The sequence below is a fragment of the Bacillus sp. Pc3 genome, assembly GCF_000815145.1.
Taxonomy (GTDB): Bacteria; Bacillota; Bacilli; order Bacillales; family Bacillaceae; genus Bacillus; species Bacillus velezensis.
The window spans coordinates 390,365-403,730 of sequence record NZ_CP010406.1 but is presented as its reverse complement, the minus strand read 5'-3'; the positions used below and the strand labels follow the sequence as shown (position 1 = coordinate 403,730).

Below are 13,366 nucleotides of genomic sequence, written 5' to 3'. Positions count from 1 at the left end.
TTTTTAGTATCATATGTTTCGTAGTCTTAAAACCATTGCTTGGCAATCCGAAGTCACCGACGGTTGCTAGGTAACTGGGGCTAATTATGATATGGAGGTGAAACAGGATGGCAATTACTCAAGAGCGTAAAAATCAACTCATCAGCGAGTTCAAAACACACGAATCTGATACTGGATCTCCAGAAGTTCAGATCGCTATCCTAACAGACTCAATTAACAACTTGAACGAGCATTTGCGTACTCACAAGAAAGATCACCACTCACGTCGCGGTCTTCTTAAAATGGTAGGTAAACGTCGTAATCTTCTTACGTATCTGCGTAATAAAGACGTAACTCGTTACCGTGAGTTAATTAACAAACTAGGCTTACGTCGATAATCGTAAAAAGCGGGAGGATTCCCGCTTTTTTATCGTATTAAAGCGAAAAAAATAATGATAAAAAAACAATGAAATCCTTTTACATACTACTTTGACATTGATATGTTCAATTCATTTCGTTCATAATAGGAGTAATTGATTATTTCACACATTAAGAGAGGAGCTCGTAATCGAATGGGACAAGAGAAACATGTCTTTACCATAGATTGGGCCGGCAGACAGCTTACAGTAGAAGCCGGCCAGCTTGCCAAACAGGCAAACGGCGCTGTCATGGTCCGCTACGGCGATACTGCAGTGCTCAGCACAGCAACCGCATCAAAAGAACCGAAACCGCTAGATTTTTTCCCGCTTACCGTTAACTATGAAGAAAGATTATACGCAGTAGGTAAAATTCCGGGCGGTTTTATTAAAAGAGAAGGCCGTCCAAGTGAAAAGGCCGTTTTAGCCAGCCGTCTGATCGACCGTCCGATCCGCCCGCTTTTCGCAGACGGATTCCGTAACGAAGTACAGGTCATCAGCATTGTCATGAGTGTTGATCAGGACTGCTCATCTGAAATGGCTGCAATGTTCGGTTCATCACTCGCTCTTTGCGTTTCCGATATCCCGTTTGAAGGCCCGATCGCGGGTGTGACGGTAGGCCGCATTGACGGGAAATTCGTCATCAATCCGACGGTTGACCAGCTTGAAAAAAGTGATATCAACCTCATCGTTGCAGGCACAAAAGACGCCATCAACATGGTGGAAGCCGGAGCGGATGAAGTTCCTGAAGAAATCATGCTTGAGGCGATTATGTTCGGTCACGAAGAAATTAAGCGCCTGATCGCATTCCAAGAAGAAATCGTCGCAGCAGTCGGCAAAGAGAAAACAGAAATCGAACTGTATGAAATTGACGAAGAGCTCAGCGAAAAAGTAAAAAGCCTTGCGGAGCCGGATCTTCTCAGCGCCATTCAGGTTCACGAAAAACATGCTCGCGAAGACGCGATCAATGAAGTGAAAAATGCAGTTGTCGCGAAATTCGAAGAAGAAGAGCATGATGAAGATACGATTAAAAAAGTGAAACAGACACTGTCTAAACTCGTGAAAAACGAAGTGCGCCGTTTGATCACAGAAGAAAAAGTCCGTCCGGACGGCCGCGGCGTTGATCAAATCCGCCCGCTTTCTTCAGAAGTCGGCCTTCTGCCGAGAACGCATGGCTCCGGGCTGTTTACGCGAGGACAGACGCAGGCGCTCAGCGTTTGTACATTAGGCGCCCTTGGGGACGTTCAGATTCTTGACGGTTTAGGCGTGGAAGAATCAAAACGCTTTATGCATCATTATAACTTCCCGCAGTTCAGCGTAGGGGAGACAGGCCCGATGCGCGGACCGGGACGCCGTGAGATCGGTCACGGTGCTCTTGGAGAGCGTGCGCTTGAGCCGGTCATTCCGAATGAAAAAGACTTCCCGTATACGGTCCGCCTCGTATCCGAAGTGCTTGAATCAAACGGTTCCACTTCACAGGCCAGCATTTGCGCGAGCACGCTTGCCATGATGGACGCAGGTGTTCCGATTAAAGCCCCTGTTGCGGGTATCGCGATGGGACTTGTGAAATCAGGCGAGTACTATACTGTATTAACGGATATTCAAGGGATGGAAGACGCCCTCGGTGACATGGACTTTAAAGTAGCCGGCACGGAAAAAGGCGTGACAGCGCTGCAAATGGACATTAAAATTGAAGGCCTTTCAAGAGAAATTCTTGAAGAAGCGCTTCAGCAGGCGAAAAAAGGAAGAATGGAAATCTTGAACAGCATGCTCAGCACGCTTGGTGAATCAAGAAAAGAACTTTCTCAATATGCGCCGAAAATTTTAACGATGAACATTAATCCGGATAAAATCCGTGACGTTATCGGACCGAGCGGTAAACAAATCAACAAAATCATTGAAGATACCGGTGTTAAAATTGACATTGAACAAGACGGCACCATCTTTATTTCTTCTACTGATGAAAGCAGCAACCAAAAAGCGAAAAAAATCATCGAAGATCTTGTCAGAGAAGTCGAAGTCGGCCAGCTTTACCTCGGTAAAGTCAAACGGATTGAGAAATTCGGCGCTTTTGTTGAAATCTTCAGCGGAAAAGACGGTCTCGTTCACATCTCTGAACTAGCGCTCGAACGGGTCGGCAAGGTTGAGGATGTTGTGAAAATCGGTGACGAAATCCTTGTGAAGGTAACTGAAATTGACAAACAGGGACGAGTGAATCTGTCGCGTAAAGCAGTGCTGCGCGAAGAGAAAGAAAAAGAACAGGAACAACAACAATCTTAAATGAAAACCTAACAAGGAGCCTGGGAGACCCGGCTTCTTTATTTTGAGAAAGACAACAGACGGGTTCTACCTTGTCCTCCTCATACATAATGTGTGGTGAGGGGGGAAGGACATGTTGAAAAAATTCGTGCCGTTTGCCGTTTTTTTATTTCTTTTTTTTGTTTCGTTTGAAATGTTAAAAAATCCGTATACAGTTGATTACATAGACGCAATGAAAAAAGACGCTGTAACTGTGTCAGCATCAAAAGATCCGCTCTATGAAGAATTACTGCAAAAAGCGTCAGAGTATGAAGTGAAGCCGCAAGACGCGCGGATTGATAAAATATGGAAGAGTATACCGGGATATAACGGTTTAAAAGTCAATGTGGAAAAATCCTATAAACAAATGAAAAAGGACGGAGAATTTCACGAAGACGGCCTTGTCTATGAGCAGGTAAAACCGAAAGTCCATCTTGATTCTCTCGCGCCCGAACCCATTTATAAAGGAAATCCCGACAAACCGATGGTCGCTTTCCTGATAAATGTCGCCTGGGGAAATGAATACGTGGAGCAAATGCTGCCTATTCTGAAGCAGCACCAGGTCAAAGCAACTTTCTTTCTTGAAGGGAAATGGCTGAAAAACAATCAGGAACTGGGGAAAAAAATAGCGGCAGACGGACATGAAATCGGAAATCATTCATACAATCACCCTGATATGAGCAAACTGACTTCAGGAAGCATTTCCGAACAGCTTGACAAAACCAATGCACAAATCAGCGAGACGCTCGGCATGAAGCCGAAATGGTTTGCGCCGCCAAGCGGCAGCTTCAGAAAAGCCGTGGTCGACCTTGCGGCGGAAAAAGGAATGGGCACCATCATGTGGACCGTTGACACCATTGACTGGCAAAAACCGTCTCCCGCTGTTTTACAAACAAGGGTGTTGAGCAAAATACATAACGGAGCCATGATTTTAATGCATCCGACTGATCCGACTGCGAAAAGCCTGGATACACTGATTGCAAAAATCAAAGAAAAAGGCTACGCGCTCGGCTCAGTGTCTGACTTAATGGATGAAAACAGGCTGATGAAGTAGCAGGCGGCAGTTGCCTGTCTTTGAATAGGAGGAACAGACTTGATAAAACGCTATACATGCCAAAACGGTGTAAGAGTTGTGCTTGAAAATAATCCAACGGTGCGGTCTGTGGCAATCGGCGTCTGGATCGGGACGGGGTCACGTCATGAAACGCCGGATACAAACGGTATTTCGCACTTTCTTGAGCATATGTTTTTTAAAGGAACAAATACCAGATCCGCACGGGAAATCGCAGAATCCTTCGATCGGATAGGCGGCCAAGTGAATGCCTTCACTTCAAAAGAATATACGTGCTATTACGCCAAAGTTCTGGATGAGCATGCAAACTACGCACTTGATGTGCTGGCTGATATGTTCTTTCATTCTGCTTTTGACGAAGATGAGCTCAAAAAAGAAAAGAACGTCGTATATGAAGAAATCAAAATGTATGAAGACGCGCCGGATGACATTGTCCACGATCTGCTGAGCAAAGCGACATACGGCAATCATTCGCTCGGCTACCCGATTCTCGGGACGGAGGAAACGCTTTCGTCATTTAACGGCGATTCTCTCAGACAGCATATGGATGACTTTTACACGCCGGACCGCGTCGTCATTTCTGTCGCCGGAAATGTAACGGAACAATTCATTAAAGACGTGGAGAAATGGTTCGGTACATACGAAGCGAAGGGCAAAGCAAGCGGTATCAGCGAGCCTGAGTTTCATTATGAAAAACTGACCAGAAAAAAAGACACCGAACAGGCGCATCTCTGTCTCGGTTTCAAAGGCCTGAAAGTCGGAGATCCGGACATTTACGATTTGATCGTCTTAAACAACGTGCTGGGCGGAAGCATGAGCAGCCGTCTTTTCCAGGATGTGCGCGAAGATAAAGGACTGGCCTATTCTGTATACAGCTATCACAGTTCCTATGAAGACAGCGGTATGCTGACGATTTACGGAGGCACCGGCGCGAATCAGCTCGGACTTCTGTCTGAAACCATTCAGGAAACGTTATCGGTTCTAAAACGTGACGGTATCACCCCGAAAGAGCTGGAAAACAGCAAAGAGCAAATGAAGGGGAGCTTAATGCTCAGCTTAGAGAGCACAAACAGCAAAATGAGCCGGAACGGGAAAAACGAACTCCTGCTCGGAAAGCATAAGACCATGGATGAAATTATCACTGAATTAAATGCGGTCAGCCTGGAAAGCGTCAACGGCCTCAGCCGCCGCTTATTTACGGATGATTACGCACTATCGCTCATCAGCCCGACCGGCAATATGCCGGCTTCATCTTAAGCGGAAAAGCAGTCTGCCTCTATACGGGGCAGGCATTTTTTTTTGCTCCGGGTCATATAGTACAAGGGGGTGGCTATCATGAGGCTCAGTGAACTGTCAGGTAAAGAAATAGTGGACATTAAACGGGCAGAGCGGCTCGGCGTGCTCGGCCAGACCGATTTGGAAATTAATGAACAGGATGGACAAATTACCGCGCTGTTGATACCGACGGTAAAATGGTTCGGATTGCGAAAACAAGGCCACGACATCCGCGTCCCCTGGAACCATATCCAAAAAATCGGGTCAGACATGATCATTTTAGACGTTCCGGGGGAGATCACGCCTCCCGAAGAGTAGATCTTATTCATTTTTTGCAAGCACCGGCTCATACAGCCGGTGCTTTTTTTATGAAAAAGACGCTGTACATTCACCGCCCTTTCTCTTCGCACATACGATGAAGAGGAGGATGACACTTAAAAGATCCAGTAACTGTAAAGAAGGTGAACGTTTCAGATGTTAACCGGATTGACAATTGCGATCATTGGCGGTGACGCAAGACAGCTTGAGATTATAAGAAAGCTGACAGAACAGCATGCCGATATTTATCTTGCAGGGTTTGACCAATTGGATGACGGTTTTACAGGAACCGTCAAATGCAAAATCGATGAGATTCCCTTTCAAAAAATAGACAGTATCATCCTGCCTGTATCGGCAACGACCGGAGAAGGCGTTGTTTCCACGGTTTTTTCAAATGAAGAAGTGGTATTAAAGCAGAGCTATCTTGAGCGGACACCGGAGCATTGCGTCATTTATTCAGGCATCTCCAACGCGTATCTTGAGGGGATCGCCAGCGAAGCGGGCCGCAAGCTTGTGAAATTATTTGAGCGGGACGATATCGCGATATTCAACTCGATTCCCACTGTTGAAGGAACAATCATGATGGCGATTCAGCATACGGATTATACCATTCACGGATCAAACGTCGCCGTTCTCGGCATGGGGCGCACCGGTATGACGATCGCCCGGACGTTTGCGGCGTTAGGGGCGAAGGTAAAAGTGGGCGCGCGGAGTTCGGCTCATTTGGCCCGTATAACGGAAATGGGGCTTTCTCCTTTTCAACTTGAAGAGCTTACTGAACATGTAAATGATATTGATATCTGCATTAACACCGTACCGAGCTTGATTCTGAATCAAAGCGTTTTATCGCGCATGACGCCGAAGACCTTGATTTTGGATTTAGCATCCCGTCCGGGCGGAACGGATTTCAAATATGCTGAAAAACAAGGCATTAAAGCGCTGCTTGCTCCGGGTCTTCCGGGAATTGTGGCCCCGAAAACAGCCGGACAGATTATTGCGAACGTATTGAGCAAGCTTTTGGCAGACTTAAAGAAAGAGGGGAAATAACCATGTCTCTGAAAGGGAAAAGAATCGGATTCGGATTAACCGGCTCGCATTGCACATATGAGGAAGTTTTTCCGCAAATAGAGGCGCTTATCAGTCAAGGAGCTGAAGTCCGGCCGGTCGTGACGTCAACCGTTCAATCGACCGATACCCGCTTTGGGGAGGGGGGAGATTGGGTCAGAAAAATTGAAGAAGCAACAGGCTTTGAGGCGATTGATTCCATCGTAAAAGCGGAGCCGCTCGGGCCGAAACTTCCGCTCGACTGCATGGTCATCGCCCCCTTAACCGGAAATTCAATGAGCAAACTCGCAAATGCGATGACTGACAGCCCCGTCCTTATGGCTGCGAAAGCCACGATCCGCAACGGCCGCCCGGTCGTGCTCGGAATTTCGACAAACGACGGACTCGGTTTAAACGGAACGAACTTAATGAGGCTGATGTCTGCAAAAAACATATATTTCATCCCGTTCGGCCAGGACGACCACGTGAAAAAACCGACATCGCTCGTCGCCAGAATGGATCTCCTTCCGATTACGGTAGAAAAAGCTCTTTTGCACCAGCAGGTTCAGCCGGTGCTCGTACACCATCATGAATAAAAAATCATGATGACAGAAAATCATTCCGGAATAAAAAAATTCGGTCAATCCGTGACTATTCTATGGTAAAATAAAACGTAAAATGCAAAGTCAATTCAACAAATGATGCTTAATTGGCGGAAGGAGTTTTACAGATGGGAAGAGGATTACACGTAGCAGTTGTCGGAGCGACGGGAGCCGTAGGACAGCAAATGCTGAAAACACTGGAAGACAGAAACTTTGAAATCGAAACACTCACACTACTATCCTCAAAGCGTTCTGCTGGTACGAAAGTAACGTTTAAAGGCGAAGAATATACAGTGCAGGAAGCTGTTCCTGAAAGCTTCGAAGGCGTTCATATCGCGTTATTCAGCGCCGGCGGAAGCGTATCACAAAGCTTGGCGCCTGAGGCTGTAAAACGGGGAGCCATTGTGATTGACAATACCAGCGCATTCCGTATGGACGAAAATACACCGCTCGTGGTGCCTGAGGTGAACGAAGGTGATCTGCACAAACATAACGGCATTATCGCCAACCCTAACTGTTCAACGATTCAGATGGTGGCTGCGCTTGAACCGATCCGCAAAGCGTACGGATTGAAAAAAGTCATTGTATCTACTTACCAAGCTGTGTCCGGGGCCGGCAATGAAGCGGCGAAGGAATTGTACAGCCAGACAAAGGCGATTTTAAACAATGAACCCGCAGAACCGTCCATTATGCCGGTTAAAGGCGACAAAAAGCATTATCAAATCGCATTTAACGCCATTCCGCAAATTGATAAATTCCAAGATAACGGCTATACGTTTGAGGAAATGAAAATGATTAATGAAACGAAAAAAATCATGCATATGCCGAATCTGGAAGTGGCTGCGACATGTGTCAGACTGCCGATTGAAACAGGGCACTCAGAATCTGTTTACATTGAGCTTGACCGTGATGACGCAACCGTTGAAGATATGAAACAGCTTTTAAAAGAAGCTCCGGGTGTCACGCTTCAGGATGATCCGGCGGAGCAGCTTTACCCGATGCCTGCTGATTGCGTCGGCAAACGCGATGTGTTTGTAGGAAGAATCCGTAAAGATTTGGACAGAGCAAACGGTTTTCATTTGTGGGTTGTTTCTGATAACCTGTTAAAAGGCGCCGCTTGGAACTCAGTCCAAATCGCGGAAAGCCTGCAAAAACTGAACCTCGTATAAAACAAACGTATTTTCTATAGGCGAACAGAAGAGAGTAAGGCTCTGCCTGCTCTCTTCTGTTACGTCAGACTAATTTGGAGTGAAAATAGTGAAGATCATTGTTCAAAAATTCGGCGGAACATCCGTAAAAGATGACAAAGGCCGCAAGCTTGCGCTAGCACACATTAAAGATGCCATCAGTGAAGGTTATAAAGTTGTCGTTGTCGTATCGGCGATGGGAAGAAAAGGAGACCCGTACGCGACAGATTCTTTAATCGGGCTCCTTTACGGCAGCCAGTCCGACATTTCTCCGAGAGAGCAGGATATGCTTCTGTCTTGCGGAGAAACGATTTCGTCCGTTGTTTTTTCCAGCATGCTGAAGGAAAACGGCATAAAAGCCGCAGCTTTAACAGGAGCCCAGGCCGGCTTTTTAACCAATGCCCAGCATACTGACGCCAAAATTATAGAAATGAAAACAGAGCGGCTTTTCGCTGCACTTGCCAGCCATGACGCTGTCGTTGTCGCGGGATTTCAGGGAGCGACTGAAAAAGGCGACACGACGACGATCGGCAGAGGAGGAAGCGATACTTCAGCAGCGGCGCTCGGCGCGGCGGTAGATGCTGAGTTTATCGACATTTTTACGGACGTGGAAGGCGTTATGACAGCCGATCCGAGAATCGTGGAAAATGCTAAGCCGCTTCCGAACGTCACATATACGGAAATCTGCAACCTTGCCTATCAAGGCGCGAAAGTCATTCATCCGCGCGCGGTGGAAATCGCCATGCAGGCAAAGGTGCCGATCCGCGTGCGCTCCACTTATTCAAAAGACAAAGGCACTTTGGTGACGTCCCATCATTCGTCTAACATCGGCAGCGATGTATTCGAACGGCTGATCACGGGGATCGCCCATGTGAAAGATGTGACGCAATTTAAGGTTCCCGCCAAAATGGGGCAATACAACGTTCAGACTGAAGTCTTTAAAGCAATGGCAAATGCCGGAATCAGCGTAGATTTCTTTAACATTACGCCGAGTGAAATCGTATATACCGTAGCCGGCAGTAAAACGGAAGCCGCGCGCAGCATTTTGGCTGAATTAGGATATGAGCCGACAGTGACGGAGAGCTGTGCGAAAGTGTCAGCGGTCGGCGCCGGGATAATGGGTGTTCCGGGTGTCACGTCAAAAATCGTCTCCGCACTTTCTGATAAAGGCATTCCGATTCTGCAATCTGCCGACAGCCATACGACGATATGGGTGCTCGTTCATGAAAAAGATATGGTAACGGCCGTAAATGCGCTGCATGAAGTGTTTGAACTTTCAAAGTAAATGTGATTGAATCATGATGAGGTGAAAAAAATGAATGTCGGAAATATATCTACAGCGATGATTACCCCCTTTGACAGTAAAGGGAATGTAGACTTTCAAAAACTGTCTACATTAATCGACTATTTGTTGAAAAACGGCACGGATTCTTTAGTTGTCGCAGGCACGACCGGCGAATCTCCGACACTTTCAACGGAAGAAAAAATTGCACTCTTTGAATTTACAGTCAAAGAAGTGAACGGACGCGTGCCTGTTATTGCGGGTACGGGAAGCAACAATACGAAAGACTCCATTAAACTGACAAAAAAAGCTGAAGAAGCCGGCGTCGATTGCGTTATGCTTGTCACGCCGTATTATAATAAGCCTTCCCAAGAGGGGATGTACCGTCATTTTAAAGCCATAGCTGAAGAAACGTCTCTTCCTGTGATGCTTTACAACGTGCCGGGCAGAACGGTCGCTTCGCTTGCGCCGGAAACGGCCATCAGACTTGCGGAGATACCGAATATCTCTGCGATTAAAGAAGCGAGCGGCGATCTTGATGCCATTACGAAAATCATTGCCGAAACACCGGAAGATTTTTACGTCTATTCAGGTGATGACGGGTTAACGCTTCCTATTCTCGCAGTCGGCGGAAGAGGAGTCGTGTCAGTGGCCAGCCATATCGTAGGTTCTGACATGCAGCAGATGATTAAAAACTATACGAACGGGCAGACGGCAACCGCGGCACTGATTCATCAGAAGCTTCTGCCGATCATGAAGGAGCTCTTTAAAGCGCCTAATCCGGCTCCGGTCAAAACGGCGTTACAGCTGAAAGGCCTTGATGTCGGATCTGTGCGTCTTCCTCTTATCCCGCTGAATGAAGATGAACGTCTGAGCCTGAGCAGCGTCATCAGCGAACTGTAAGAAAAAATTTATACAGTTAAAATACGCGGTCATTCTCATTTTTATCGTGAGTTTGACCGTTTTGTATACATATTGGTTTTCCCTAAACCTTCCGCTTCTTCTTGTTTTCTAAAATTGATATCAGTTATAATAGGAACAAGTGATGATGGACGGGTATGAGACTAGGAGGATACAGATTTTGAAAAAGAAAAATACAGAAAACGTCAGAATTATCGCCCTTGGCGGCGTCGGAGAAATTGGGAAGAACCTATATGTCATTGAAATTGACTCAGACATATTTGTAGTGGATGCAGGGCTGATGCACCCTGAAAATGAAATGCTCGGTATTGATGTCGTCATTCCGGATATTTCCTACTTAGTAGAACGGGCTGACCGCGTGAAGGCCATCTTTCTGACACACGGGCACGATGAAAACATCGGAGGCGTCTTTTATTTATTGAACAAGCTGTCGGTGCCGGTATACGGAACGAAGCTTACGCTTGCATTACTGAGAGAAAAACTCAAGCAGTACGGGCATAATCGAAAAGCTGATTTGCGTGAAGTTCACTCTAAATCAGTCATTACATTTGAATCAACGAAAGTATCGTTCTTTAAAACGATTCACAGTATTCCGGATTCAGTGGGAGTCAGCTTCAAAACATCACTTGGCTCTATTGTATGCACGGGAGACTTTAAATTTGACCAGACGCCTGCTTATCACCAATCATGTGATATTGGCGAAATTGCCAAAATCGGAAACAGCGGCGTGCTCGCCCTGCTTTCTGACAGCGCCAATGCGGAGCGCCCGGGGTATACTCCGTCAGAAGCATATGTAAGCGGTGAAATTTCCGATGCGATGAACAATTCAGAAAACCGGGTCATCATTGCTGTATTCGCGTCTAATATCAACCGGATCCAGCAAGTGATACAGGCTGCCGTCCAGAACGGCCGCAAACTTGCAATCGCCGGAAAAAATCTGCAAAACGTGCTTCAGCTTGGGCGCAAGCTCGGCTATATTGAAGCCGAAGATGAAATGTTTATTCCTGTGCAGGATGTGAAAAAATATCCGAAGCGGGAAGTGGCAATTGTTACAGCCGGAAGCCATGGTGAGCCGCTGGCCGCTCTTACGCGGATGGCCAAGCAGGCGCACAAGCAGCTTAACATTGAAGAAGGAGACACCGTTGTCATTGCATCAACACCGATTCCGGGGCATGAATTGATATATTCCAAAACCGTCAACCTGCTTGCACGCGCCGGCGCTCAAGTCATTTTCGCCCAAAAGCGCGTGCATGTGTCCGGTCACGGTTCGCAGGAAGAATTGAAACTCATGCTTAATTTGCTGAAACCGAAATATTTAATTCCGGTTAACGGTGAATTCAGAATGCAAAAAGCGCATTCCAAAATCGCAGAAGAGATCGGCATGAAACGCAGCGACATTTTCTTGATTGAAAAAGGTGACGTCGTTGAATTCCGCGGCCAGAATGTGAAAATCGGGGATAAAGTCACGTACGGAAACGTTCTGATTGACGGCCTCGGAGTCGGCGACATCGGCAACATCGTGCTGAGAGACCGCCGCTTATTGTCACAAGACGGCATTCTCATCGTCGTGATTTCACTCGATAAGCAGAAAAAGAACCTCGTATCAGGTCCTGAGATCATTACGCGCGGTTTCGTATATGTCAGAGAATCAGAAGGTTTAATTGTACAAGCTACTGAGCTCGTCCGCTCTATCGTGACTGAAGCGACGGAAACATCTGCCGTAGAATGGTCCACGCTGAAACAAGCCATGCGTGATGCGCTGAATCAATTCCTTTATGAAAAAACAAAACGCAAGCCGATGATCATTCCGATCATTATGGAAGTATAATGTATACAAAGCCGGAGCGCATGATGCTCCGGCTTTGTTTTTGTTCATGTCCCGGATGGAAATCATCATCTTTGTTCATAATACAAAGAGACATTCGGAAAGGGTGAAAGATAAAATGGATCATCGTATGGAAAACACCGAAGAACAGCAGCCCGAAAAATCAGATGCGAAAGACAGCATTATGAGCAAAATTCAGCAGCTGGGAGAGACATCTCTGCCGCAAATGTCCCAAGATAGCAATATTCACTGCCTGACGATCATCGGCCAAATTGAGGGGCACGTCCAGCTCCCGCCGCAAAATAAAACAACCAAATATGAACACGTCATTCCGCAAATCGTCGCCATTGAGCAAAATCCGAAAATCGAAGGACTTCTGATCATCTTAAACACCGTCGGAGGCGATGTGGAAGCGGGGCTTGCGATTGCGGAAATGCTCGCATCCTTATCAAAACCGACCGTCTCAATCGTACTCGGCGGGGGACACTCGATAGGTGTGCCGATCGCCGTGTCATGTGATCATAGTTTTATCGCGGAAACAGCGACTATGACCATTCACCCCGTTCGGCTTACAGGTCTGGTTATCGGGGTTCCGCAAACATTTGAATACTTGGACAAAATGCAGGAGCGGGTCGTCAACTTTGTGACCCATCATTCAAATATTTCCGAAGAAAAATTCAAAGAGCTGATGTTTTCAAAAGGAAACTTAACCAGGGACATCGGGACGAACGTAGTCGGGAAAGATGCGGCTGATTACGGATTAATTGATGCCGTGGGCGGCGTCGGACAGGCGATAAAAAAGCTGAATCAGCTGATTGAGGAACGAAAGAGCGAGGAAGGAAGGATGATTCAATGATCCTTTATACCGTCATGCCCCAAGAAGTCGTTTACGGTCAGGATATAGAGCAAAGCGTGCATGAACAGGTAGATTACGCCGGCGTGCCGCTGCTAGTTGAGATGAAGGGAAATGAAGCTGAAGTCGTACAGATTTTAAGTACGAACCCGATGGATTTCTTGAATCCGGACATCGCTCCGGGACAAAAAATCAAGCTGAAAATCTAACCGGCATTCAGTCCGTTTCTCGGGGGCAAAATATGCTATAATAGGGGAATCCTACAGAAAAATGCAGCCGGCAAAAGGCTGCTTT

At 46.7% G+C, this 13,366-nt stretch carries 13 protein-coding genes; all 13 read left to right on the top strand.

All coding sequences use genetic code 11. The features are described from left to right. Positions 1 to 107: 107 nt before the first annotated feature. The 13 genes from rpsO (at position 108) to SB24_RS01385 (ending at position 13,281) form a co-directional block, all read left to right on the top strand. The gene (rpsO, locus tag SB24_RS01445; protein WP_003154182.1) at positions 108 to 377 is read left to right on the top strand and encodes a 30S ribosomal protein S15; all 270 of its coding nucleotides are present in this window, start codon (positions 108 to 110) and stop codon (positions 375 to 377) included. A gap of 174 nt (positions 378 to 551) precedes the next feature. Beyond that, entirely contained in the window at positions 552 to 2,675 is a 2,124-nt protein-coding gene (pnp, locus tag SB24_RS01440) for a polyribonucleotide nucleotidyltransferase (RefSeq protein ID WP_007611468.1), read from the top strand. Between the two features lie 112 nt (positions 2,676 to 2,787). Then, positions 2,788 to 3,747, top strand: coding sequence for a polysaccharide deacetylase family protein (locus SB24_RS01435; protein ID WP_015417486.1), 960 nt, complete (start codon positions 2,788 to 2,790; stop codon positions 3,745 to 3,747). 39 nt (positions 3,748 to 3,786) lie between these two features. Next, positions 3,787 to 5,022, top strand: a complete 1,236-nt coding sequence (locus tag SB24_RS01430) for a M16 family metallopeptidase (RefSeq protein WP_012117570.1) — start codon at positions 3,787 to 3,789, stop codon at positions 5,020 to 5,022. Positions 5,023 to 5,100: 78 nt separating this feature from the next. Beyond that, positions 5,101 to 5,358, top strand: coding sequence for a YlmC/YmxH family sporulation protein (locus tag SB24_RS01425; protein WP_003154176.1), 258 nt, complete (start codon positions 5,101 to 5,103; stop codon positions 5,356 to 5,358). 156 nt (positions 5,359 to 5,514) lie between these two features. After that, positions 5,515 to 6,405, top strand: a complete 891-nt coding sequence (gene dpaA, locus SB24_RS01420) for a dipicolinic acid synthetase subunit A (protein WP_007409808.1) — start codon at positions 5,515 to 5,517, stop codon at positions 6,403 to 6,405. A gap of 2 nt (positions 6,406 to 6,407) precedes the next feature. Next, positions 6,408 to 6,998, top strand: a complete 591-nt coding sequence (dpaB, locus tag SB24_RS01415) for a dipicolinate synthase subunit B (protein ID WP_007409809.1) — start codon at positions 6,408 to 6,410, stop codon at positions 6,996 to 6,998. A gap of 134 nt (positions 6,999 to 7,132) precedes the next feature. Continuing rightward, positions 7,133 to 8,173 (top strand): aspartate-semialdehyde dehydrogenase, encoded by a 1,041-nt coding sequence (asd, locus tag SB24_RS01410; protein ID WP_012117572.1) that lies wholly within the window; start codon positions 7,133 to 7,135, stop codon positions 8,171 to 8,173. Between the two features lie 88 nt (positions 8,174 to 8,261). After that, positions 8,262 to 9,476, top strand: a complete 1,215-nt coding sequence (gene dapG / locus SB24_RS01405; protein ID WP_003154168.1) for an aspartate kinase — start codon at positions 8,262 to 8,264, stop codon at positions 9,474 to 9,476. A gap of 30 nt (positions 9,477 to 9,506) precedes the next feature. Next, the gene (gene dapA / locus SB24_RS01400) at positions 9,507 to 10,376 is read left to right on the top strand and encodes a 4-hydroxy-tetrahydrodipicolinate synthase (RefSeq protein WP_003154166.1); all 870 of its coding nucleotides are present in this window, start codon (positions 9,507 to 9,509) and stop codon (positions 10,374 to 10,376) included. A gap of 178 nt (positions 10,377 to 10,554) precedes the next feature. Next, the gene (gene rnjB, locus SB24_RS01395; protein WP_007409811.1) at positions 10,555 to 12,222 is read left to right on the top strand and encodes a ribonuclease J2; all 1,668 of its coding nucleotides are present in this window, start codon (positions 10,555 to 10,557) and stop codon (positions 12,220 to 12,222) included. 115 nt (positions 12,223 to 12,337) lie between these two features. After that, complete coding sequence (locus tag SB24_RS01390; RefSeq protein ID WP_015417490.1) at positions 12,338 to 13,075, top strand: ClpP family protease; 738 nt, start codon at positions 12,338 to 12,340, stop codon at positions 13,073 to 13,075. Next, entirely contained in the window at positions 13,072 to 13,281 is a 210-nt protein-coding gene (locus tag SB24_RS01385; protein WP_003154161.1) for a YlzJ-like family protein, read from the top strand. The genes SB24_RS01390 and SB24_RS01385 overlap by 4 nt, the downstream gene beginning before the upstream one ends. The last annotated feature ends 85 nt before the right edge of the window (positions 13,282 to 13,366 follow it).

Excerpts from the sequence above, each read along its gene's own strand:
- dapA (WP_003154166.1), top strand. The coding sequence starts at position 9,507 with ATGAATGTCGGAAATATATCTACAGCGATGATTACCCCCTTTGACAGT.
- rpsO (WP_003154182.1), top strand. The coding sequence starts at position 108 with ATGGCAATTACTCAAGAGCGTAAAAATCAACTCATCAGCGAGTTCAAA.
- SB24_RS01390 (WP_015417490.1), top strand. The coding sequence starts at position 12,338 with ATGGATCATCGTATGGAAAACACCGAAGAACAGCAGCCCGAAAAATCA.
- SB24_RS01385 (WP_003154161.1), top strand. The coding sequence starts at position 13,072 with ATGATCCTTTATACCGTCATGCCCCAAGAAGTCGTTTACGGTCAGGAT.
- dpaB (WP_007409809.1), top strand. The coding sequence starts at position 6,408 with ATGTCTCTGAAAGGGAAAAGAATCGGATTCGGATTAACCGGCTCGCAT.
- dpaA (WP_007409808.1), top strand. The coding sequence starts at position 5,515 with ATGTTAACCGGATTGACAATTGCGATCATTGGCGGTGACGCAAGACAG.
- SB24_RS01425 (WP_003154176.1), top strand. The coding sequence starts at position 5,101 with ATGAGGCTCAGTGAACTGTCAGGTAAAGAAATAGTGGACATTAAACGG.
- pnp (WP_007611468.1), top strand. The coding sequence starts at position 552 with ATGGGACAAGAGAAACATGTCTTTACCATAGATTGGGCCGGCAGACAG.
- SB24_RS01435 (WP_015417486.1), top strand. The coding sequence starts at position 2,788 with ATGTTGAAAAAATTCGTGCCGTTTGCCGTTTTTTTATTTCTTTTTTTT.
- asd (WP_012117572.1), top strand. The coding sequence starts at position 7,133 with ATGGGAAGAGGATTACACGTAGCAGTTGTCGGAGCGACGGGAGCCGTA.